We start from the raw sequence: 23858 nt of genomic DNA, 5'->3' as shown, positions 1-23858 counted from the left end.
TTTTATGTATATATTTTTGTCCGCGTCAGATGGTAATTCACGATGCTCCCATCGGGCTGCTCCCGGCTAGCAGCGATGCTGCTGAAGGTCTCGCCCACCGCACGGAACCCGCGCTGCACGATCTCCGCATGCAGGTCGTCCAGTGAGTCCCACCCAAAGGACCCGCGATAATCCTTTTTCCAAATGGTAGTCAGATAGTCTCCGCCGCACACCACCTCCACATGCTTTGTGCGCTTCAGCCCCAGCCTGCGAGCGGCATCGGCCTCAATCATAAGGCCGTAGTCGTACTCGTTGCGTCCCACCCGAAACTGCTCCATCACCCGCCGGGGCAGGCGGCTCACCCAGCGGGTCGCAGGCATACATTCCAGCCATTCAGCCTTTTCCTGCTGCAATTCTTTATCCCGGTCTGCTGCTTCTTCCTGTGAGAAGGTCAGTCGCCACATTTCCGGGAAATTCTGCACCCAGATGCGCCCGGCATTCTGTTCCAGTGTGCGGTACTGCTCCCGCTTGTGTTCCAAAAAACGGATGGCCAGTTCGTCCAGCACCTGCCTGCGCCGCAGCTGGGCGATCTGATGGTTGAACATGGCATCGCTCTGCTCCACCGTGGGTGCGCCGATCAGCTCCCGACATTCTTCCAGCGAGAGCTCTGCCGCCCGCAGTTCCCTGCACAGGTTGAACCGCCGGGTATCAGTGACTGTATAGTAACGGTAGCCGGTATCCTCGTTGACCTCGGGGTGGATCAGGCCCATTTTTTCATAGTAGCGCAAAGTATGGGTTGTGACACCAAGTAGAGATGCCATCTCACTGATGGTATAGCGCATAACAGTAAGCTCCCTTCCGGGCAGCAGAACCTTAGAGCTGCTCGAATGTTATTTTTCTATCCATCCTTATTATATCGTATCCGCGCACCGTTTCAAGTAAAAAAACTTTGCCGTTCTCCGCCGGAAAATACCGGGCAGCAAAAACAGGGCGTTGACTTGGATGCCGTGACCGGCAGAGAGTAGGACTGAGTTTTAACAGAATGAATCCAACATCTTAAACCTGCTGCATAAACAAAAATCCGCCTATTATAAGTATGACTTATTCAGTACAAAAATCAGTTCTTGAACGTTCCAAATTGGCATATTTTAGACGATTATACGATTATTTTTTCGGTTTGGTTATTTTATTCCCCGTGGCCGGAGCAGGCCCTGCGGGCCAACATCCACTGTCAGATCTCGCTGGCACTCAACCGCATCTACACCGAGTGGTACCCCAGCAAGGGCTACACCTTCAACATCACCAACTCCACCAGCTACGACCAGTACTATGTGCATGGCCGCACCGTGTTCGATGTGATGGTGCGCATCACCAACGACATCTTCAACACCTATATCCGCAAGACCGGCACCGTAAACCCCTACTACTCTGAATACTGCGACGGTAAATCTGTCACCTGCCCGGGTCTCAAGCAGTGGGGCACCGTGACGCTGGCCAATCAGGGCCGTAACGCCTTGCAGATCCTGAAGTATTACTACGGCAACGACATCGAGATCATCCGCACCTCGAACATCCAGTCCATCCCCCAGAGCTACCCCGGTTCGCCCATCCGGCAGGGCGACAGCGGCACAGCGGTGTTCACCCTGCAGCGCCAGCTGAACCGCATCACCAAGGACTATCCCTTCCTCGGCCTGCTGACTGTGGACGGCGTGTTCGGGGCCAAGATGGCCGCCACGGTCAGGGCGTTCCAGAAGCAGTTCAACCTGACCGCCGACGGCGTAGTCGGACGACAGGCATGGTACAAGATCAGCTATATCTATGTGTCGGTCAAGGATCTTGCGGAGCTGACCAGCGAGGGCGAGGTGTCCAGCGGCACTCTCTCGGACGGCACATGGGGCGGCACCGTACTGCGCACCGGCTCCACCGGCAGCGCCGTGGAACAGCTGCAGTTCTGGCTGAATACGCTGGCACAGTATGAGTCTTCCATCCCATCGTTAACAGTGGACGGCGTTTACGGCACTGGAACGGCCAACACGGTGCGGGCCTTCCAGCGCAAATACGGCCTGACCGTGGACGGCGTGGTGGGCCGTGACACATGGACCGAGCTGTACGACCAGTTCCGCAGCATCCAGTCCGACAACGGCACCCCCAATGCCTACCCCGGCACCGCCCTGCGGGAGGGTGCAAGCGGACAGAATGTGCGGCTGGTGCAGTTCTGGCTCAAGATCGCGCGCACGGTGTACTCGAACCTGAACAACATCACGGTGGACGGCAAGTTCGGCAGTGCCACCACAGCGGCAGTCAAGCGGTTCCAGAACTACTTTGGCCTGACCAGCGACGGTGTGGTGGGCCGCACGACATGGAACAAGCTATACGAGGTGTACAACGACATCGCCAACAAGCTGCTGTCGTCCAGCCTGCGCCCCGGCGAGTACCCGGGCGTGCTGCGCAAGGGCTCTTCCGGCACAGCGGTGCGGGAGCTGCAGTTCTACCTCTACCTCATGAGCGCCTACGAGAGCAGCATCCCGGCCATTGGCATCGACGGACAGTTCGGTGCTTCCACCGAAGCTGCCGTGCGGGCCTACCAGCGCTTTGCGAGGCTGACTGTAGATGGCATCGTGGGACGTACCACATGGAACAGCCTGTACGACAAGGCGTCCACTCTGCGGACATCCGGGCCGGTGGTCACCCTGAAACGCCTGCCCTACCCCGGCACCCCGCTCACAGTGGGGTCTTCCGGCAGTGCAGTGCTCTACTACAGCCTGCTTTTGCAGCGCATTGCCTACTACTTTACCAGCGTGGAGAACCCGCCCCTCTCCGACCAGTACACCGACGAGACTGCCGCCGCCACCCGCAGCGCACAGGAGCTGCTGGGCCTGCCCGAGACCGGCATTGCGGATGCCGACACATGGACAGCTGTGGAAGCGCTGAGCCTGCAGCTCGCCGCCGAAATGCCCAACCCCGACCGCAGCATCGGGCATGGCCCGGTCTACCCGGGCCGGGCCATCGGCGCGGGCAGCGTGGGGCCGGACGTGGCGCAGGTGGAGACATGGCTGAACGGGCGTTCCTGCCTGTACTGCACCGAGGGCTATGTGACCGAGAACCGCTGCTTCGGCCCGGAAGAGACTGCCGCCGTCCGGCTGGCACAACAGCGGGCCGGGCTGCTGGTGACCGGCACCGTGGACCGCGGAACATGGGCCGCGCTGCAGGCCCAGAGCTGCCCACACTGCAGCAAGGAGGAATGAGCGATGGCACGACTTCTGATCTACGATGCCTACGAGAACAAGGTATACACCTATGCAAACCTGAACGAGAACGACCCCATGCCCTACAGCACCGGCACCACCCTGCGGGTGCGGGAATTCCGGGGCAAATCCGCCAGCCCCACCCTGTGGACCACCATTGCGGCCATGGAAGCGTGGAACCTGACCCGCCGCAAGTACGGCAAGGGCATCCCGGTGGGATATGCCTTCCGCCGCATCTGGGAGGGCGGCCACGGCACCCGCAGCCAGCACTACGCGGGCGTATCCTTTGACGTGGGCCAAAGCCTGACCCGGACCGCCCGCACGGCCATCTACAACGCAGCCCGGGGCACCGGGGCATGGGGCTATGTGGAGCCGCTGAGCCAGACCCCCACATGGGTGCACATGGACCGCCGCTACGGCACGCCCGCCTGCAGCGGCACCACAGCAGGCTACCCCACCCTGAGGCGGGGAAGCCGCGGCTGCTATGTGATGATTCTGCAGGACGCGCTTTCCACGCTGGGCTACCAGACCGGGAGCCGCATCGACGGCATCTTTGGTGCCCGGACGGAGGAAGCGCTGAAAGGCTTCCAGCGGCGCACGAGCCTGCGTGTGGACGGTGTGTGCGGCTGCAACAGCTGGAAAAAGATCAGCACCGCCGTCATCGGCGTGGGACGGACAAAAACGACGATTGATTGATAAACCCTCTCAGTCTCGCTTCGCTCGCCAGCTCCCCCGAAAGGGGGAGCTCTTTTGCATCTGATGGTTTGCACTCATAAAGCTCGCCCTTCGGGAGAGCTGGCACGGCGTCAGCCGTGACTGAGAGGGTTTTCTTCCCGTGAAACATCCTTCGCTTCCCATCACCGAAAGTTGAAACTTTCTCCCGCATCTGCCCTTTTCGTTGCGCGGTTTAGAAAAACGTGCTAAAATAGCTCTATTATTAAAATGGTTCATGTTGAAAACAAGAGGATTTGAGGGGTATTGTATCATGGAATTTTCCAAACGACTGGACTTGTTCGGCGACGAGATCTTCGCCGCACTGAACGAACGCAAGGTAGCTCTGGAAGCTCAGGGCCGCACCATTTATAATCTGAGCGTCGGCACGCCGGACTTTGCGCCCGCCGAGCACATCCGCAAGGCCATGATGGATGCCGCTGCCGACCCGCAGAACTGGAAGTACAGCCTGCGCGACCTGCCTGAGCTGCTGGATGCCGTGTGCGGCTACTACAAGCGCCGCTTCGGCGTAGAGATCGCGCCGGATCAGGTGGCCAGCTGTGCGGGCAGTCAGGAGGGCGTGGGCCACATTGGTATGGTGCTGTGCGACGAGGGCGACACCGTGCTGCTGCCCACTCCCTGCTACCCGGTGTTCATCGCGGGCAGTCTGCTGGGCGGCGCAAAGCCGTGGTATTACCCGCTGACCAAGGAGCACGGCTTCCTGCCTTATGTGAAGGACATCCCGGAGGATGTGGCCCGCAAGGCAAAGTATATGATCGTCTCCCTGCCCGCAAACCCGGTGGGCAGCGTCGGCTCCCCGGAGCTGTACGCCGAACTGGTGGCCTTTGCCAAAAAGTATGACATTCTCATCATCCACGACAACGCCTACAGCGACATTATCTTTGACGGGGCCGTGGGCAACAGCTTCTTCAATACGCCGGGTGCCATGGATGTGGGCGTGGAGTTCTTCAGCCTTTCCAAAAGCTTCAACGTCACCGGTGCCCGCATCAGCTTTCTTGTAGGCCGGAGGGACGTGGTAGCTGCCTTCAAGAAACTGCGCGGCCAGATCGATTTCGGCATGTTCCTGCCGGTGCAGAAAGCGGCCATCGCCGCCCTGACCGGCCCGCTGGACATGGTAAAAACGCAGTGCGGCCTGTACCAGCAGCGCCGCGACGCTCTGTGCGGCGGCCTGCGTTCCATTGGCTGGAATGTGCCGGACAGTCACGGCAGCATGTTCGTGTGGGCACCCATCCCGGCAAAGTACGCAAAGAGCATGGACTTCTGTCTTGACCTTGTGGAAAAGAGCGGTGTGCTGTGCACGCCGGGTTCCAGCTTTGGCCCGCTGGGCGAAGGCTACGTGCGCTTTGCCCTCACCCTGCCGCCGGAGCGCATTGCCGAGGCGGTGCAGTCCATCAAGGCAAGCGGTATCCTGAACTAAAAAAAACGGGAACGTCCATGCGGCGTTCCCGTTATTTTTATGCGTTCACAATATTCTCTCCCGCGCCATCCAGCCATGTGCGCAGGTTGTTGGCAGTAATATCCATCAGCCGCTGCAGGGCTTCGTTGGTGGCCCACGCGATGTGCGGTGTCAGCAGGGCATTCGGCAGGCCGCGCAAAGGGCTTGCCTGCGGCAGCGGTTCAGTGCCAAAGGCATCGGCACCGTAAAAGCCAAGCTTCCCGTTTTTCAGCGCATCGGCCACGGCCTGCTCGTCCACCAGCGCACCGCGGGCGGTGTTCAGCAAGATCATGCCGGGCTTTGCCTTGGCAAGGGTGGCCGCGTTGATCAGCCCCCGTGTTGCAGGTGTTGCCGGGCAGTGCAGGCTGAGCACATCGCTGTGGGCAAGCAGGGTGTCAAGATCCACGAACTCCACACCGTCGGCTTCGTACTCCGGCCGAACGGTGCGGGTGCACACCAACACCTCCACGCCAAAGGCCTTGGCAATGCGGGCGGTCTGTCGGCCAATGCTGCCGTAGCCATAGATGCCAAAGGTCTTGCCCAGCAGTTCCACCTGCGGCAGCAGACCGTAGGCCGCAGGCTCCTCGGTGCGCCAATGGCCGTCCTGCACAAGGCGATGGTAACGGTCGGCGCACTGGCAGATGGCCAGCAGCAGGCTGAAGGTCATCTGTGCCACACTGTAAGTAGAATAGCCCGGCACGTTGGCTACCGGCACGCCATGGCGGCGGCAGGCCTTCAGATCAAGGTTATCCGTGCCGGTGGCAATGATGCCCACCCACCTGAGCTTCGGGCACTGGGCCAGAACGGCTTCGTCGATGCGGCACTTATTCAGGAACACGATCTCCGCATCCCCGATGCGCGGCACCACCTCTTCCTGCGCGGTGCGCCCATAGCGGGTGATGTCCGGCACAAGCGCCTTCACACCCGACCAGTCCAGATCTCCCTGCTGTATGGCATAATCTTCCAGAACAACTGCTTTCATTTCAACTTCCTCACTTTCACATCATACGGGATACAGTGCCAGCACCGTGCCCTGCGGGCTTTCGCGGCTTTCCAGCGCGGCATAGCCTCGAGCCAGCAGGATGGCAATGTGCACCCGGTCGGCCAGCGGGAGCCATACCGGCGGCACATTCTGCGCAAGGCACCCGGCCTGCAGCAGAAAACACGGTGCCAGACTGTCCAGCGGGCGGATAGCCCGCAAAGCAAACCCCTGACGCAGATACAGCGGGATCAGCTCTTCTGCCGCACATTCCACCACGGCCCACCGTGCCCGCTGCCGGGCAAGAAACTCCTGCCGGGCAGCAGCCGCAGCCAGCAGCGGTGCAAGGGTCTCGGCGGCATGGCCGTCCGGCCCGGCTGCCGGGGTCAAAAAATATCCGCCTGACGTGCGGTTCCAGCCCAGAAAGCGGCGCAGCGCAGCCGCCGCTGCCACATCGGCATCCATGGGCAGCAGGATGCACCCGGCTCCCGGCACACCGCGTGTACTGTACACGCCCCACACCTCGCCTACCGTCAGCATCCGCATCACCTCGCTGCGCGGACGGTACACACTGCTCACTTCGCTCTGCGCCAGCCGGCAGAATTCCTCCGCCGAAAGCCGCCTTACCTGCCGCGTGCGCGGCGGCTCACAAACCTGGATCATTTGGTTTCCCCCATTCTTTTTCAGTATGCATCCAGCATACCGGACCGGGGGCGAGAATCGGCGCGAAACAGGGCCGCTCTTTTTGTTTTACAGATCCAGCGTTACATCCTCGCTCAGCACCTGACCAATGGGCTTTGCAATGCACAGGTCGGCTTCCGCATCTGCCCCGGTGGGCTGCATATTGATGACCACCAGATGGTCGCCCCGGAAGTACCGGATCAGTCCTGCCGCCGGGTACACCACAAGGCTTGTGCCGCCGATGATCAGGGTATCCGCATGGCGGATGGCGTTCACCGCGCCGGACAGCACCTCCTCGTCCAGCCCTTCTTCATACAGCACCACATCCGGCTTGACGATGCCGCCGCACTCGATGCAGCGGGGCACGCCGGTGCTGTTGGCAATGAAATCCACATCGTAGAACTTACCGCAGCGGGTGCAGTAGTTGCGCAGGGTGCTGCCATGCAGCTCGTACACCGTGCGGCTGCCCGCCGCCTGATGCAGGCCGTCGATGTTCTGGGTGACGACCGCTTTCAGCCTGCCCTCCCGTTCCAGCTTTGCCAGCCGCAGGTGGGCCGCGTTGGGCTTTGCCCCCTTCACGATGAGCTTATCGCGGTAAAAACGGTAAAACTCCTCCGGGTTCTCCTCCCAGAAGGTATGGCTCAGGATCGTTTCCGGCGGGTAGGCGTACTTCTGATGATAAAGTCCGTCCACACTGCGGAAGTCCGGGATACCGCTCTCGGTGGAAACGCCCGCCCCGCCAAAGAACACGATGCTGCTGCTTTTGGCAATGATCTCTTCCAATGCCTGTACCATAACAAAAAACGCCCCTTTCGCCGGATGTACATTTGTGTTAAGATAGTTTCAGTATAACACAAACTCACAGGAAAGGAAGCGCAACTTTTGAACGTCTGGTATGTGAACAGCATTCTGGGAACCTTCCGGCTGGAAGAGGAAAACGATGCTATCTGCGGGCTGACCCTCTGCCCGGACGGCGTACCGGAACTGGAACCGCTGCCCCGCAAGGTGTGCGAGACACCGCTTTTACAGGAAGCCGAGGAGCAGCTGAACGAATATTTTGCCGGGGCGCGCAGGGAATTCGATCTGCCGCTGGCCCCAAAGGGCACCCCCTTCCAGAAGGCCGTCTGGGCCGAGATGAATAAGATCCCCTACGGTGAGACCCGCACCTACGGCCAACTGGCCGCCGCTGTTGGCAAGCCCAAGGCCAGCCGTGCCGTGGGCGGTGCCTGCCACTGCAACCCCATCGCCATCCTTCAGCCCTGCCACCGGGTGGTGGGCAGCACCGGCAAGCTCACCGGCTACGCCTATGGCGTGGAGATGAAGCAATATTTGCTGGAGTTGGAACAGCAGGAGTAATTTTATGATCGGAATGCCCTCCGCGTTCGCTCTGGGCATTTTCAGCGGAAAATTTATTTTATATTTGTGTTTCAGAAAAGCCTGCGGGCTTTTCTGAAACACTTTTTCACCGTAGGGTCGCTGTGGGAAACTGCATCATACACAAAAGAGCCATTGCACATCCATTTTGTGCAACGGCTCTTTATTTTTCACTCCGTTTTACTGTGCACTGTAAATGCTGCCCATCGTCCAGGAATTATCCGCGCTGTACTTGGCGTGGTTTCGCAGGTAGGTGACCCATGCGCCGTAGCCGTTGCCGGCAGAGAGATGCACGCCATCCGGCGCTGCAAGCATCTCCTTCAGGTTGCCCTCGCCGTCGGCAAGGGTCTCCCACAGGTCAAGGTAAACGCATCCCTTGCTGGCGGCCAGCTGAGCCAGCTGCTCGTTCACACCGCGCAGCACATCCGATGCAAGGCCGGGCTTTTCAGCAGCTGCCGAGGGTCGCACCGGCGGGATAGACTGCACGTAGATCACGCAGTCCTCGCCCAAAGCCTCGCGCAGCAGATCCAGCATCTGGCCATAGTAGGCAAGGAAGCGGTCCGAAGCGCCCAGCGTGGTGAGGGTGTTAGTGCCCAGCAGGATATACAGCTTCTTGGGCCGGGCAGCGGCCAGCACATCCAGCGCTACCTCCTGCCCGCGGGTGGGGCTTTTGACTGCGCTGCGGTTCACAATGGCATCCGGGCCAACGCCTGTATAGCCGCAGATGAGTGCCCCGTCCAGATTGATCTGGTAATCCGAGAAGCCCACGGTCAGACTGTCGCCCAGAAAGGCTGCGTCCGCAAAGTAGCTCAAGTCCACCTGCCCGCAGCTGGGCTGGCGGATGACGCTGGCATCATAGGCTTTGACGGTGTAGGCTCCAGCACTCTGCTTTGCAGGGCCAAAGTTCTCCAGTGTGACGGCCTGCCCACCGGTGCTGCCATCCTGTGCAGCACTGCTGCTATCCGCTTCGCCCTGCATGGGCAGCGGTGCCAGAATGTTCTCGGCAATGCCGCTGGCGTTGGTGGACGGGGTATCGTCCGCGCCCTCTGCGCCCTTTTCCAGAATGGCCGTGATGGCATAGGATACCAGCAAAATGGCGACCACTGCGCCCAGAAAGCGCAGCTTGCCGCTGACTGTACCGCGCCGTGCCCGGCGCGGCGCAGAATGATACTCGTGTGAAATGCCCATGGTTTTTCCAGCTTTCTCCATTTTTCCCGCACAGAAGGGGGTTTTATCCGCCCGGGGCTGTGCGTTTTTTATTTTATCATAATTTTTTTGCCTGTGCAACCAATTAGGTCTTGCATACAACAGGCAAAACAGGTACAATAAGGATGTGGTAATTTTGCACATTTTACAAAAAGGGTGTGCACATGCCACAGACTTTTTTGTATCACTTGCAGCATCCGGTTTGTTTGCCGCACGGTCTGCGGGCAGTGCAGGGCCTTTAGACCAAACCCCACTCTGGCGGCGCGGAAGCCGGAACCTGCAGCGATGTACAAATGATAAGAATGAAATTTGCAAAAGGAGGTACTCATGGCCAAGAATGTGATCATTGGTCAGAGCGGCGGCCCTACCGCCGTGATCAACTCCAGTCTGGCAGGCGTGTACAAAGCCGCCTGCAGCCTGGGTGCAGACAAGGTGTACGGCATGAAATACGGCATCGAAGGTCTGCTCAAGGAAGAAATGCTGGAGCTGAACGTCCTGCTGGACGACCGCATGAGCATTGAACTGCTCAAGCGCACGCCTTCCAGCTACCTTGGCAGCTGCCGTTACAAGCTGCCGGACCCGGATGTGGACTCCGCACCCTTCATCAAACTGTTCACCCTGTTTGACAAGTACGACATCTGCGCGGTGTTCTACATTGGCGGTAACGACTCCATGGACACCATCGCAAAGCTTTCCCGCTACGGTGAGCGCGTGGGCAGCAGCGTGCGGTTCATCGGTGTGCCCAAAACCATCGACAACGACCTGTGCCTGACCGACCACACCCCCGGCTACGGCTCTGCCGCCAAGTACATTGCCACTATTTTAAAGGAAGTCATCCGGGATTCCTCCGTGTATGACATCCGCAGCGTGACCGTGGCCGAGATCATGGGCCGACATGCGGGCTGGCTTGCCGGTGCGGCCTGCCTTGCGGGCGGCGACGACTGCGAAGGCCCGGATCTGATCCTGCTGCCGGAGGTGCCCTTCGATCAGGACAAGTTCCTTGCCAAGGTGGACGAGCTGCAGCGCCGCAAGTCCAATGTGATCATTGCGGCCAGCGAGGGCGTAAAGACCGCCGACGGCACCTATCTGTGCGATCTGGTGTCCACCGCAGGCCAGCTGGATGCCTTTGGCCACAAGGCCGTGCTCAGCGGCACCAGCCGTTATCTCTCCGACCTCATCCACGACAAGCTGAACTGCAAGAGCCGTGCCATCGAGTTTTCCACCCTGCAGCGCTGCGCCAGCCATCTGGCCAGCCGCACGGATGTGAACGAAGCCTACGCTGTGGGCGGTGCCGCAGCCGCAGCCGCCTTTGCGGGCGAGACCGGTCGCATGATCGCGCTCAAGCGCATTTCCGCTTATCCCTACCAGTGCATCACCGAGTCGGTGGATGTGCAGCAGGTGGCAAACCTTGAAAAGAAGGTGCCGCTGGACTGGATCAGCCCCGATGGGATGCAGGTGACTGCTGCCTTTGAGGAGTATGCCCGTCCGCTGATCCTGGACGAGGTGACCCCCGTTTACGTCAACGGCACCCCGCGCCATATCCGCCTGTAACCCCTTTTCCCGCGTCTGTTTTCGTGCATCCTGCACGTAATATTATATTGCCGAAACAGAAAAACAAAAAAGGAGAAATCATCATGGGAAAAAATGCAATCGTTGGTCAGTCTGGCGGTCCTACTTCCGTCATCAATGCAAGCCTTGCGGGTGTCTTTGAGAGCTGCAAGAGCCGCGGCGCAGAGATCGTCTACGGCATGTGCAATGGCGTTGCCGGTCTGCTGGAGGAGCGGGTGGTGGATCTTTCCACCGTGCTGACGGACGATCTGGACATCGAGCTGCTCAAGCGCACCCCGTCCAGCTTCCTCGGCAGCTGCCGCTACAAGCTGCCGGACTGGCATGAGGACGAGACCGTCTACAAAAAGCTGTTCGCCATTCTGGAAAAGCTGAACATCGGCTACTTCTTCTACATCGGCGGCAACGACTCCATGGACACCATCGGCAAGCTGGCTGAGTACGGCGAGCGCATCCAGAGCGACATCCGCTTTATGGGCGTGCCCAAGACCATCGACAACGACCTGATGGTCACCGACCACACCCCCGGCTACGGCTCTGCTGCCAAGTACATTGGCGTGGTGATGAAGGAGATCATCCGCGATGCCACCGTGTACGGCACCAAGTACGTCACCGTGGTGGAGATTATGGGCCGCAACGCCGGCTGGCTGACCGCTGCCGCCGCTCTGGCAAAGAGTGACGACTGCGAGGGTGTGGACATGATCTGCCTGCCCGAAGTGCCCTTCAATGTGGAACACTTTATTGAAAAGGTGCGCGTGATGCAGGAGAAGAAGCCCAGCATCGTGATCGCCGTTTCCGAAGGCGTGAAGCTGGAAGATGGCCGCTACGTCTGTGAGCTGGCCGACGATGTGCACGCAGTGGACGCCTTTGGCCACAAGGCCCTGACCGGTACCGCACGGTATCTGGCAAATGTGGTGGCCCGCAATCTGGACACCAAGACCCGCTGCATCGAGCTTTCCACCCTGCAGCGCTGCGCAGGCCATCTGACCAGCCGCACCGACATCACCGAAGCCTATCAGGTGGGCGGTGCTGCCGCCAAGGCGGCCTTTGAGGGCGTTACCGGCCAGATGGTGGCCCTGAAGCGCATCTCCAACAGCCCGTACCAGTGCACCACCGAGCTGCACCCCATCAGCGAGGTTGCAAATCTCGAAAAGAAGGTGCCGCTGAGCTGGATGAACGCCAACCACACCCAGATGACCGATGAGTTCCTGGCTTATGCCCGCCCGCTGATCCAGGCCGAGCTGACCCCGCTGTACATTGCCGGTCTGCCCCACCACATCTACATGAAGAATCAGAAGTGATCTCTCCTGCATTGATTTTTCTCAAGGCATAATGAAAGCCCGTCCGAGTTTTACGCCCGGACGGGCTTTTTGCATTTCGGTATTTTCCGCTTTAGAACATCAGACCGCTGCGCCGACTTTGGGCGCGCCGCCTGCGATCTCCTCTGCCGTCAGAGGCTTTGCCTCCACCGGGGCATTCAGGCGCTCTTTGGCCACTGCCAGCATCAGCTTGATGCGGTTCTCCTGATTGACCTTGGTGGCGCTGGGGTCGTAATCGATGGGGGTGATGTTGGCACTGGGGTACAGGGCGCGGATCTTGTTCACCATGCCCTTGCCCACGATGTGGTTGGGCAGGCAGCCGAAGGGCTGGGCACACACGATGTTGCCGTAGCCGCCCTGCACCAGCTCGATCATCTCGGCAGTCAGCAGCCAGCCCTCGCCCATCTTGGCACCCAGCGAAATGATGCCCTTGGGCTTTTCCACCAGCTCCTTGAAGGGACCGGGGGCGTAGAAGCCTGCGTCGGCCTCAGCCTTGAGCATGGCGCGCTCGATGCTGTCCAGCCAGTTCAGGAACTGGTCAATGCCGATCTTCACCGCCAGCTTGCCGCCGTACAGGACGTGGTCCTCGCCCATGTTGAAGGCACAGTACTGCACAAAGCCCATCAGGCCCGGGAAGTTCACCTCGCAGTCCTGACTTTCAAGGAACTTCTGCAGGTCGTTGTTGCCCAGCGGGCTGTACTTGACGTAAATTTCGCCAACCACGCCCACCTTGACCTTGGGCACCCGGGTAACGGGGATGGCAGCAAAGTCCTTTGCGATGAGGGGGAAGGTGTGCTTCATCTCCTTGGAGGTGTAGCCCTTGCCCGCCAGCAGCACGCGGCCCAAGCGTTCCACCCACAGGTCTACCATCTTATCGGCAGCCCCCTTCTCGTTCTCGTAAGGTGCCACCTGATTGCGCAAAGCGCACAGCATATCGCCGTAGAAGATGCAGGCCAGCGCACGGCGGGCCAGCGGCAGGGTCATCTGGAAGCCGCTGTCCTTTTCCAGACCCGAGAAGTTCAGGCTGGCCACCGGAATCTGCGGATAGCCCGCCTTGACCAGTGCCTTGCGCAGCAGATGAATGTAGTTGGACGCACGGCAGCCACCGCCGGTCTGAGTGATGAGCAGCGCAGTATGCTCCAGATCGTACTTGCCGCTGTTCAGCGCGTCCAGGAACTGACCGATGACCAGCAGAGCCGGGTAGCAGGTGTCGTTGTGGACGTATTTCAGGCCCAGCTGTGCCACGGCACTGCCGCAGTTGCCCAGAATTTCGCACTTGTAGCCGTCGTAACGCAGAGCGTACTCCAGCAGGCGGAACTGGGTAATGGCCATGTTGGGGATGAGGATGGTGTGGGTCTTCTTCATCTCCGGAGTAAATTTGGGATAATTGTATTCCATAGGTTCCTCCTATGTTGCTTTCTTAAAAAGCTTTTTGCTCTATCTCTATTTTATTCTGCCTTTTCTGCAGCTACCTCGTCCCGCTCATCCAGAGCGGCAAACAGGCTGCGCAGACGGATGTTCACGGCACCCAGATTGGTGATCTCGTCGATCTTGAGCTGGGTGTAGAGCTTGCCGCCCTCCTGCAGGATCTCGCGGGTCTCGTCGGTGGTGATGGCATCCACGCCACAGCCGAAGGACACCAGCTGCACCAGATCCATATCCTTCTGGGTGGTGCAGTACTTGGCGGCGGCATACAGGCGGCTGTGGTAGGTCCACTGGTTCAGTACGCTGGTAGGGAACTTCTGCACCCGGTTGGAAATGCTGTCCTCGGTAACAACGGCAGCACCGTGGCGGGTGATGAGGCGGTCGATGCCGTGGTTCACCTCGGGGTCCACATGGTAGGGGCGGCCTGCCAGCACGATGATGCGCTTGCCCTGACGGCGGGCTTCATCGATGATCTCGCTGCCCTTCACGCGGATCTTTGCCATGTGGGACTCGTATTCCGCATAGGCGGCATCTGCTGCGGCCTGCACCTCTTTTTCAGAGATGCCGCCGAAGTACTTGGGCAGGATGTTCTTTGCCATCTTGTGCACAAAGTCCTTAGGGCGGTGGATGCCCACATAGTCATAGATGAACTTGGTGCCCTCCAGCTCCGGGCAGTTGCCTGCCAGAACCTCGGGGTAGTAGGCCACCACCGGGCAGTTATAGTGGTTGTCGCCCAGTCCCTCGTCCACATTGTAGGTCAGGCAGGGGTAGAAAATAGCGTCCAGCTGCATCTGGCTCAGGGCCTTGATGTGGCCGTGGCTCAGCTTTGCCGGGAAGCAGGCGGTATCGCTGGGGATAGTAGCCTGACCAGCGAGGTACAGGCCGCGGCTGGACACCGGGCTGGTGTGCACGGCAAAGCCAAGCTTTGTCCAGAAGGCCCACCAGAAGGGCAGCAGCTCGTAGAAGCCCAGACACAGCGGGATGCCGATGGAGCCGCGGCTGCCGGGCACCGGCTTATACTCGGCCAGCAGCTGCTGCTTGTAGGCGTAGAGGTTCAGGCTGTCGTCGGCGCTCTTGCCGGTCACGGGCTTATCGCAGCGGTTGCCGGAGATGTACTTGCGGCCATCCGCAAAGGTGTTGACGGTAAGCTGGCAGTGGTTGCCGCAGCCGCCGCACTTGACGCTGACCACCTTCTGTGCAAAGGCTTCCAGCTCCTGCTCGTTCATCATGGCAGAAGCAGTCTTGTGGGCCTTCTGGCTCTGGCGCAGGCCGAACAGAGCCGCACCGTAAGCGCCCATCAAGCCGGCAATGTCCGGGCGGATGACCTCCACGCCCATCTCCTTTTCAAAGGCGCGCAGCACGGCTTCATTATAGAAGGTACCGCCCTGCACCACGATCTTGCGGCCCAGCTCTTCCGGGCTGGAAGCGCGGATGACCTTGTACAGTGCGTTCTTGACCACGCTGATGGACAGACCAGCCGAGATGTTCTCGATGCTGGCGCCGTCCTTCTGGGCCTGCTTGACCGAGCTGTTCATGAACACGGTGCAGCGGCTGCCCAGATCCACCGGGCGGTCTGCAAACAGGCCAAGGCTTGCAAATTTCTTCACGTCATAGCCCAGTGCCTGTGCAAAGGTCTGCAAAAAGCTGCCACAGCCGGAGGAACATGCTTCGTTCAGGAAGATGTTGCTGATGGCACCATCTTCGATCTTGAAGCACTTCATGTCCTGACCGCCGATGTCGATGATGAAATCCACATCCGGCATAAAGTATTTTGCAGCGGTAAGGTGCGCCACCGTTTCCACCAGACCGTAATCGCAGCGGAAGGCGTTCTTCACCAGCTCTTCGCCGTAGCCGGTGGTGGTCACGCTGGCCACCTGCAGGCCCGGGTGCTCCTTGTAAATTTTGAGCAGCTGCTCCCGGATGAGGGGCAGCGGGTTGCCGAGGTTCGGCTGATAGTTGGTGTAAAGGATCTGGCTCTTCTCGTCCACCACCACCAGCTTGACGGTGGTGGAGCCGGAGTCGATGCCGATATGCACCGGGCCGCACTGCGCGCTGAACGGCACACGCGGCACACTGTGGGACATGTGGCGGGCATGGAAGGCCTCATACTCCTCCTTGCTGGCGAACAGCGGCGGCTCGCTGGCGTAGGTGGCAGTGGCAGCATACTGGTCCAGCGCATCGGCCACCTCGGACAGAACGAAAGCCTTGTCGGCATAGAGGGCAGCGCCCAGTGCCACATACAGCAGGCTGTTCTCCGGGCAGGTGCCGGTCACGTTCAGCGCTTCGTCAAAGCTCTTGCGCAGCACGCTGCTGAAGGTGAGCGGGCCGCCCAGATACAGGATATTGCCCTTGATGGGACGGCCCTGTGCAAGGCCTGCAATGGTCTGGTTGACCACAGCCTTATAAATGCTGGCAGCAATGTCCTCGGTGCGGGCACCCTGATTGATCAGGGGCTGCACGTCGCTCTTGGCAAACACGCCGCAGCGGGACGCAATGGTGTAGGTGCGCTGTGCGTTCTCTGCTGCCTTGTTCATCTCGTCGGCACCCATTTTCAGCAGGGTGGCCATCTGGTCGATGAAGGCACCGGTGCCGCCGGCACAGCTGCCGTTCATGCGCACCTCGGTACCGTTGGTCAGAAACAGGATCTTGGCATCCTCACCGCCCAGCTCGATCACGCAGTCGGTGGCAGGCACAAAGCGCTTGACCGCTACGCGGGTGGAAAACACCTCCTGCACAAAGGGCACGCCGCAGCTGTCGGCCAAACCCATGCCCGCCGAACCGGAAATGCTCAGCAACGCCTTCTGACCGTGCAACTGCTCGGCATCGATGCGGCGCAGCAGCTCCTGCGCCTTTTCCAGAATATGGCTGTAATGCCGTTCGTATGTAGAATACAGCAGCGCATCATGTTCATCCAGCACCACACACTTGATGGTGGTACTGCCGATGTCAAGACCTACTCTCACGTTGTTTTTCCTCCTAAGGACAAATGCCGGAGGCAAAGCCCCCGGTGGACGGCAAGATCAATTTCTTTGCCAAAAATTAGTTTGTTAACGAATCATTTTGTCAATTCGCATACAAATGTATTATAATCCAATTTTGCGGCACAATCAATCAGCGTCCCTTATTTTACACAGAAAAAATAGTATTTTCCGCTCAAAAAGTTAAACATTTTGTGAACTTGTCGCTTTTTATGCGGCTGCACCGGTGTCTCGGCAAAGTTTTTTAACCTTTGCCAACAAAAAAGGACTGCCGCACAGGAGCATCTCCCCCGCAGCAGTCCTTATTCATTATTATAATGCAATCATGCAGCATGCATCACAGCTCGTCCGGGTCGCCGCGCTCCGGCATGGTACGCAGCTCCCGCACCAGCATATTGCGCAGCTGGTACTGATGCTGCTGTGCCTGTGCCGTATCGCCGCCCGTATGCAGCTCTACCGTCGGCTCCGTTATGCGGTCGGTGCACAGCGGAATGGTCACCACTGCCTGTGTGCCCTTTTCCGGTGCGCGCTCCACCCGCAGGCCCCAGCCCATACGGCGGCAGCACTCGCGGCAGAGCAGCAGGCCCAGCTTTGCGCCGCCCAGAAAGCAGCGCCGGTTCTCCAGCCATGCATCCTCGCCTGCTTCCGGCAGGCCGCAGCCATTATCCATCACCGTCAGCTGCCAGAAGCTTTCGCTGCGGCGCAGCATCAGCCGCACTTTGCCGCCCGCACTGCAGGCCCGCAAGGCATTCGAAAGCAGATGCAGGCACAGCAGTTCTGCATCATTGCGGTCCGCCATGACCCGGCAGGCTGTCCAGCCGCCATAGTCCAGCGTCAGTTCCACCCCAAGCTGCGCCTGCACCATATCGGCCTGTGCGGCGACCTGCTGCAGCAGCTGGCACAGGTCCAGCGGATAGAGCCGCGGGTCTTCCTCGGTGCGCAGAAAATCCAGCAGCGACATCACTTCGTTCACAGTGCGGTCCAGCCTTGCCGACGCAGCGCTGATATCGTTCACCGCCTGCCGGGTCTGCTGGTCGGCACCCACATGCGCAAGGTGCTGGTCCAGATATTCGCAATTGCGTCCGATCAGGCCCAGTGCATGGAAGCATGCCTGTTCCACATCCTTCTGCGGGATCGCCTGCGCGGTCAGTGCACCCGCCTCGTTCTGCCGCATCTGCTCCATACCCTTGCGCCTCCTGTGTTTTATGCTCAGTCGTCCTTCTGACGCTGAAGATAATTCTTGACAGTGTAGATCAGTTTACCAGTGGTAGGTTTCTCGTCCGCAAATCCGCTTTCGTCCTTGAAGCGCAGCCACTTGGCCGAGGGCTTTGCTTCCAGCTGGTCGATCATACGCCGGATGCCGCTGTCCACAGCAGAGACCGACACATCGTACTGCTCGCTCACCGCCTGCAGGATCTCCTTGCGGATGGCCAGCTTCTGGCTGGTGCCGTACACCACGCCCACCGCACAGGAAAGATAGTTGCAGTTCACGTCCGGCAGCTGGATGCCCCAGCCCTCATACAGTTCCTGACACTTGCGTTCCATGCGCTGGCTCTGCCGTCCCGGCAGGCGGTACAGCTCCCACAGCAGGTTCTTCAGTTCGGCATGGCCCACATAGCAGAATCCATCGCCCGATTCCAGACAAATGGCACTCGTATTCTGCCGCCTGCCCTCATCAAACAGAACAACATTCGGTTTGGGATCCATGCTGCGGATATTCATTAAAAACTCCAGCCCGCTCATATCTTCCAGCTGGCTGCAGAGGATCACAACATCAAACTGACGGCCCTGACGCAGCTGTTCCAGCAGACGGCCGCCGTTCTGGAAGCAGGTGCACTCCAACGCAGGGCTTTGCTCCTGCAGGTAGTTCTTTTCCACCCGCAGCTCCTTGCGGTCGTAGCTTCCAAGGGCGATCTGCAGCGTTTTTGCTGTGTGCTCACTCTCCACGCAACGCGCCGCCTTTCTGCCTGAGCTGTTCTGTATCGGTCAGTTCTTCTACCACATCCTGCCAGATCTCCGGCTGGACGCCATTCTCACACAGATAGCGCAGGATCCGGTAGCAGAACTCTGGTGCAGCTGCAATGTAGCAGCTTTGCATGTACTGCCGGTTCCCGGTACGGCAAAGCGTCAGGCAGCAGCCGTTTTCGTTGCCTGTATCCATTGAGTATACCAGCGTATATGCTTTCTGCAACCCGTCGATTGCCGAAAACTGACGGATCATAGGTGAAAATGTACGTTCCATAATTTTTCCTCCCTTGCTACAAGGTCCTGCGACGTTTTCAAGGCATTCCTTGTTTTTCTTATCTTATTTTAAAGAGCAGAGAGGGCTGGTTCAATCCCGAAAAAGCGTCTAAAAATGTCAAAATCACATTCGTTGCGTTTTTTTGTCGTGTTTTTCTGTTCTGCGACGCATTTTATTTTGTGCTTACGGTTCATCGCAGATTTTTTGCGTCGTATTGGCAGTATAATTCTGCTTTCACGATGCTTTTCTGTTTTATCAGGATCTTCCGCTATTAAAATAGCACGACGGCGACGCAAATTCAACCTCCACGTCAATTTTTCCTTTATTTTCCTGTTTTTCTGCTTTAAAAGCCAAAAATACCGGTCCGGTCAAAATTTACGTTGAAATATACACAGTTTTTTCATATTGTTTCGGTAAAATAGAAGTGTATAACGCCTTGCTGCGGGTCCTGTATCCGGGCAGTTTATTATAATGTACAGCGGCAGCGTTCCTGCGAGGATGCGCCGGAAAGGCTCACACATGCTCCAACTCAACCACATCAAGAAAGAATACAAAACCGGCGATCTGGTGCAGAAAGCACTGGATGATGTCAGCCTGAACCTGCGGGACAACGAATTCGTCGCCATTCTCGGCCCCAGCGGTTCCGGTAAGACCACCTTGCTGAACGTCATTGGCGGTCTGGACCGCTACGACAGCGGTGATCTGATCATCAACGGCATCTCCACCAAAAAATATACCGACCGCGACTGGGACTCTTACCGCAACCACACCATTGGCTTTGTGTTCCAGAGCTATAACCTCATCCCGCACCAGACAGTGCTTTCCAATGTGGAGCTGGCGCTGACCATCTCTGGCATTTCCGGTGCCGAGCGCCGCAGCCGGGCCACCAAGGCGCTGGAGCAGGTAGGTCTGGGCGACCAGCTGCACAAGCACCCCAGCGAAATGTCCGGCGGCCAGATGCAGCGTGTGGCCATTGCCCGCGCACTGGTCAACAACCCCGACATCCTGCTGGCCGACGAGCCGACCGGCGCACTGGACAGCGACACCAGCATTCAGGTGATGGAGCTGCTGAAGGAGGTGGCCAAAGACCGCCTTGTGGTCATGGTCACCCATAACCCGGAGCTTGCAGAGCAGTATGCTACCCGCATCGTCCGCCTGCGGGACGGCGTGATCCAATCGGACACCGCACCGTTTGCGCCGGATGATTCCGCTCAGGTGCCGCCGGTGCACAAAAATCTGGGCCATTCTTCCATGTCGCCGCTCACCGCTCTCGCGCTGAGCTTCAACAATCTGCTCACCAAAAAGACCCGCACCCTGCTCACCGCATTTGCGGGTTCCATCGGCATCATCGGCATTGCGCTCATTCTTTCGCTCTCGGCCGGTGTGAGCAATTATATCCAGGAGATGGAACGTTCCACCCTTTCGGAATATCCGCTGCAGATCTCGACCACCGGCGTAGACCTTGCCGCCCTGCTGGACCCGGGAAGCTACACCAACGCCGTTGCCAACAACACCAATGTGGGCGCCACCAGCGCTTCTTCCACCCCGGAGGGCATGGTCACGGTGCGTGAACTGCTGAGCCAGCTGACCGAGGATAATTCCTCCGTCAATGACCTTGCCTCCCTGAAAAAATATCTGGACAGCGACGAGTGCACCATCTCGGAGGATGCTGCTTCCATCGAGTATTCCTACGGCATCGCACCGCTGATCTACCGCCAGAACAAGGACGGCACCGTGCGCCAGATCTTCCCGGACAGCAGCCTTTCTGCGCTGAACAACACCACCTCTGCCGCCGGCATCGTCTCTTCCATGACCAACCAGAGCGTGTTTACCGAGATGGCCGAAGAGCCTTCGCTGTACGAAGATCAGTACGATGTCAAGGCAGGCCGCTGGCCGGAAAGCTACAACGAGGCCGTTCTTGTGCTGAATTCGGATGGCAGCATCAGCGATTACGCTCTTTATATTCTGGGCATTGAGGACGACAGCGTGATGATGCGTTTTCTGCAGGAGTACGCAAAAAACAAGAACACACAGGCTCCCACCGGCTACGGCACCTACCCCTACGATACCTTTGTGGGCCTGAAATATAAGATCGTTACCAGCTCGGACTATTACGTTTATGACGAAGAACGCCAGATCTGGCGCAACCGCTCCGACGATGAAGCGTATGTGGAGCAGCTTGTGGAAAACAGTCCGGATCTGACCATCGTGGGCGTGGTGCAGCCCCGCGCAGATGCCAGCTCCACCATTCTGCCCATAGGCGTTGCCTATACCCATGCACTCACCTACTACGCCATCGACCATGCAGCCGAAAGTGAAGTGGTAAAGCAGCAGCTTGCCGACCCGGAAGTGAACGTGCTGACCGGCGAGCGCTTTGATGCCGACCAGCGCGAACCCGATCTTGACATTTCTTCCCTGTTCTCGGTGGATACCGATATGCTGAAGGATGCCTTCCAGTTCGATGCAAGCAAGCTGCAGTTCGACCTGAGCGGTGCATTTGATCTGCAGGATGGCAGCTTTGACTTTTCCTCCATCCTTGATCCGTCCGCATTCCAGCTGGATCTGAGCGATCTGGACCTGAGCGACATCGACATGAGCGATGTGGAGCTTCCGGACATGGACGCGCTGGATCTGAGCCAGTTGTTTGCCGATATGGACCTGTCCGTCTCGGAGGATGCGCTGCAGAGCCTGATGAAGAAGATCATGAATGGCTATAAGCGCTATATCATCGGCAACGGCATCTTGAATCTGGATAAGATTGGTTTCTCTTCCTATATGGAGAGCGACCAGTTCAAGCAGCTTCTGTCCGAATCCATGGGCGACCTGCTGGACACCACCGGCCTGCAGGAGCAGTTCACCGCTTCGCTGCAGCAGAACCTGCAGGGCATCATGACGAACTATCTGCAAAGCTACTCGGAACAGCTGAGCCAGAAGCTGGGCGAAGCTCTGCAGACCAAACTCACCGCTGCCATTCAGACCCAGATGAGCACCGTGATGCAGCAGCTGATGACCCAGCTGACCACTCAGTTCAGCCAGCAGATCCAGTCCGCCATCCAGAACAACATCGCTCAGCTCAGCAGTCAGGTGGAAGATGCCCTGAAGATCGACCCCACTGTGTTCCAGAGTGCCGTGCAGGTGAACATGAGCACCGACGACCTTGTGGATCTGGTCAAGATGAACCTGCAGTCCAGCACCACCTCCTACAGCAGTGTTCTTGGTGCACTGGGCTATTCGGATTATGCCAAGCCCGGCAGCATCTGGATCTACCCCAAGAGCTTTGAGGCCAAGAACCGTATCGTGGACAGCCTGAACGCCTACAACGCCGCCATGCGTGCGCAGGGCGAAGAGGACAAGGTGATCGTATTCTCGGATACGGTCGGCACCCTGATGAGCGCCGTGACCAAGATCGTGGATATGGTCAGCAATGTGCTGGTGGCCTTTGTTGCCATCTCGCTGGCGGTTTCTTCCATCATGATCGGTGTCATCACCTATATCAGCGTGCTGGAACGCCGCAAGGAGATCGGTATTCTGCGTGCCATCGGTGCATCCAAGCACAATGTCTCCGAGGTGTTCAATGCCGAAACCTTCATTATCGGAATGTGCTCCGGCGTGATCGGCGTGGGCCTGTGCCTGCTGCTGCTGATCCCCGGCAACATGCTCATCCACTCCATTGCAGGAACCACCAGCGTCACCGCTGTGCTGCCGCCCAAGGCTGCACTGGTCCTGATCGTTCTGGCTACCCTGCTCACGATCCTTGGCGGTCTGATTCCCGCCCGCAGCGCAGCCAAGTGCAACCCCGTCACCGCCCTGCGTTCTGAGTAATTTCCTTTCTCGACAAGCAAAAGGAGTCGCTGCATCACGCAGCGGCTCCTTTTTTGATGTCCGGTGCTTTATCTCAATTTCTCGTGTAATTCCTCATGCAGTTCCTCGCGCTCTTCCTTCAGTTCCTGCTTGAGAGTCCGGTCGATCTCCCGTGTCTCCTGCCGGATCTCAGCCAGATCCTTTTCGATCGCAGGGTTTTCTTCGATTTCTTCCCGAATGAACATGAGCGCAAAGCTTACCAGCAGCAGCCCGCAGGAGATCCAGATGGTCTTTCCTGCCAGCCGCGCTGCGCCCATGCTTCCAATACCGGCACCCACCGCGAACAACAGAATGATGCCAAAATAACGCATCATCCGATCCTTAACTTTCGGTTCATGGGTCTTGCTCCAGATGCAGAATGCTTCCACACCGCTGCGCAGGTCACCAATGCACATGGTGCTGGCAAATGCATAGCCGTTCACCTTGCGGAACGCCTGCACCTGCATTGCGCAGGAGAAGGAAACGATGGCGTTTGCCAGCAGATTCTGCTCCTGCGGTAAAAAACCTACAATGAACAGCAGAAGCACTTCGCCCAGCACCACCAGCTGCCGCCAGTGAAGCCGCTGCATGTTGCAAAAGCTCTCCCGCATCTTTTCTGCCACCAGTACGCCCAGCGCAAAAGCACACAGAGGAACCAGATAGTGCAGCACCCGATCCCACTGACCATCCATGATGTTGGAACTCAGCAGCACGATGTTGCCGGTCTGTGCATTTGCAAACACCTTACCGCGGAACAGATACGTATAGGCATCCTGCAGCCCGCCCGAAAGCGAAAGGAACACCGCCGTCAGGAAGGACTCTGACATCTGCCCATGATGTTTTGTTTTCATATTACC

The 23858-nt window shown here is 58.5% G+C and carries 19 protein-coding genes; 7 read left to right on the top strand and 12 right to left on the bottom strand.

Features of this window, described 5'->3' with window-relative positions:
* Positions 1-2: 2 nt before the first annotated feature.
* Positions 3-821, bottom strand: a complete 819-nt coding sequence (locus DWY76_RS01275; protein WP_120079433.1) for a MerR family transcriptional regulator — start codon at positions 819-821, stop codon at positions 3-5.
* A gap of 282 nt (positions 822-1103) precedes the next feature.
* On the opposite strand from DWY76_RS01275, the gene DWY76_RS01270 reads away from it, so the two are divergent.
* The 3 genes from DWY76_RS01270 to DWY76_RS01260 all read left to right on the top strand — a co-directional run bounded on the left by DWY76_RS01270 (position 1104) and on the right by DWY76_RS01260 (position 5373).
* The gene (locus DWY76_RS01270; RefSeq protein ID WP_243111876.1) at positions 1104-3224 is read left to right on the top strand and encodes a peptidoglycan-binding protein; all 2121 of its coding nucleotides are present in this window, start codon (positions 1104-1106) and stop codon (positions 3222-3224) included.
* 3 nt (positions 3225-3227) lie between these two features.
* A complete protein-coding gene (locus tag DWY76_RS01265; RefSeq protein ID WP_097781966.1) occupies positions 3228-3920 on the top strand; it encodes a peptidoglycan-binding domain-containing protein in 693 nt (230 codons plus the stop codon).
* Positions 3921-4209: 289 nt separating this feature from the next.
* Entirely contained in the window at positions 4210-5373 is a 1164-nt protein-coding gene (locus tag DWY76_RS01260; RefSeq protein ID WP_120079431.1) for an aminotransferase class I/II-fold pyridoxal phosphate-dependent enzyme, read from the top strand.
* A 37-nt stretch (positions 5374-5410) separates the two neighbouring features.
* On the opposite strand, the gene DWY76_RS01255 is transcribed toward DWY76_RS01260, so the two are convergent.
* The 3 genes from DWY76_RS01255 to DWY76_RS01245 all read right to left on the bottom strand — a co-directional run bounded on the left by DWY76_RS01255 (position 5411) and on the right by DWY76_RS01245 (position 7846).
* Positions 5411-6373, bottom strand: a complete 963-nt coding sequence (locus DWY76_RS01255; RefSeq protein ID WP_120079429.1) for a D-2-hydroxyacid dehydrogenase — start codon at positions 6371-6373, stop codon at positions 5411-5413.
* Between the two features lie 21 nt (positions 6374-6394).
* The gene (locus tag DWY76_RS01250) at positions 6395-7033 is read right to left on the bottom strand and encodes a hypothetical protein (RefSeq protein WP_120079427.1); all 639 of its coding nucleotides are present in this window, start codon (positions 7031-7033) and stop codon (positions 6395-6397) included.
* Positions 7034-7120: 87 nt separating this feature from the next.
* Entirely contained in the window at positions 7121-7846 is a 726-nt protein-coding gene (locus tag DWY76_RS01245; protein WP_097781970.1) for an NAD-dependent protein deacylase, read from the bottom strand.
* A gap of 87 nt (positions 7847-7933) precedes the next feature.
* Between DWY76_RS01245 and DWY76_RS01240 the strand changes: the two genes are divergently transcribed.
* A complete protein-coding gene (locus DWY76_RS01240) occupies positions 7934-8407 on the top strand; it encodes a methylated-DNA--[protein]-cysteine S-methyltransferase (protein WP_097781971.1) in 474 nt (157 codons plus the stop codon).
* Positions 8408-8605: 198 nt separating this feature from the next.
* Here the strand turns inward: DWY76_RS01240 and DWY76_RS01235 are convergent, their stop codons facing one another.
* Positions 8606-9613, bottom strand: a complete 1008-nt coding sequence (locus DWY76_RS01235; protein WP_120079425.1) for a GDSL-type esterase/lipase family protein — start codon at positions 9611-9613, stop codon at positions 8606-8608.
* A 345-nt stretch (positions 9614-9958) separates the two neighbouring features.
* Here DWY76_RS01235 and DWY76_RS01230 point away from each other — a divergent pair, with 345 nt between their 5' ends.
* Positions 9959-11182 (top strand): 6-phosphofructokinase, encoded by a 1224-nt coding sequence (locus DWY76_RS01230; protein ID WP_120079423.1) that lies wholly within the window; start codon positions 9959-9961, stop codon positions 11180-11182.
* 83 nt (positions 11183-11265) lie between these two features.
* The gene (locus DWY76_RS01225) at positions 11266-12498 is read left to right on the top strand and encodes a 6-phosphofructokinase (RefSeq protein WP_044953421.1); all 1233 of its coding nucleotides are present in this window, start codon (positions 11266-11268) and stop codon (positions 12496-12498) included.
* Between the two features lie 99 nt (positions 12499-12597).
* On the opposite strand, the gene DWY76_RS14475 is transcribed toward DWY76_RS01225, so the two are convergent.
* From DWY76_RS14475 to DWY76_RS13790, 6 genes are all read right to left on the bottom strand, one after another.
* A complete protein-coding gene (locus tag DWY76_RS14475) occupies positions 12598-13914 on the bottom strand; it encodes a 2-hydroxyacyl-CoA dehydratase (RefSeq protein WP_118528096.1) in 1317 nt (438 codons plus the stop codon).
* Positions 13915-13964: 50 nt separating this feature from the next.
* Positions 13965-16904, bottom strand: coding sequence for an acyl-CoA dehydratase activase (locus DWY76_RS01215; RefSeq protein WP_165852543.1), 2940 nt, complete (start codon positions 16902-16904; stop codon positions 13965-13967).
* 352 nt (positions 16905-17256) lie between these two features.
* Positions 17257-18102, bottom strand: coding sequence for a HAMP domain-containing sensor histidine kinase (locus tag DWY76_RS01210; RefSeq protein ID WP_097774765.1), 846 nt, complete (start codon positions 18100-18102; stop codon positions 17257-17259).
* 26 nt (positions 18103-18128) lie between these two features.
* Positions 18129-18866 carry a response regulator gene (locus DWY76_RS01205; protein ID WP_005939839.1) on the bottom strand — a complete coding sequence of 246 codons (738 nt, stop codon included), beginning with the start codon at positions 18864-18866 and terminating at the stop codon, positions 18129-18131.
* On the bottom strand, positions 18856-19161 hold the full coding sequence (locus tag DWY76_RS01200; protein WP_101956483.1) for a hypothetical protein: 306 nt from the start codon (positions 19159-19161) through the stop codon (positions 18856-18858). Before DWY76_RS01200 ends, DWY76_RS01205 begins: the two co-directional genes overlap by 11 nt.
* A gap of 68 nt (positions 19162-19229) precedes the next feature.
* Complete coding sequence (locus DWY76_RS13790; protein ID WP_165852542.1) at positions 19230-19463, bottom strand: hypothetical protein; 234 nt, start codon at positions 19461-19463, stop codon at positions 19230-19232.
* 217 nt (positions 19464-19680) lie between these two features.
* On the opposite strand from DWY76_RS13790, the gene DWY76_RS01195 reads away from it, so the two are divergent.
* Positions 19681-22983: an ABC transporter ATP-binding protein/permease gene (locus tag DWY76_RS01195; protein WP_097781976.1), complete on the top strand. Its 3303-nt coding sequence runs from the start codon at positions 19681-19683 to the stop codon at positions 22981-22983.
* Positions 22984-23051: 68 nt separating this feature from the next.
* On the opposite strand, the gene DWY76_RS01190 is transcribed toward DWY76_RS01195, so the two are convergent.
* Positions 23052-23852: a YoaK family protein gene (locus DWY76_RS01190; RefSeq protein WP_120079419.1), complete on the bottom strand. Its 801-nt coding sequence runs from the start codon at positions 23850-23852 to the stop codon at positions 23052-23054.
* Between the last annotated feature and the right edge of the window lie 6 nt (positions 23853-23858).

This window comes from Faecalibacterium sp. AF27-11BH, assembly GCF_003603005.1.
Lineage (GTDB): Bacteria > Bacillota > Clostridia > Oscillospirales > Ruminococcaceae > Faecalibacterium > Faecalibacterium taiwanense.
The sequence above is the reverse complement of the archived record's forward strand: the minus strand, read 5'-3'. Positions and strand labels throughout refer to the sequence as shown.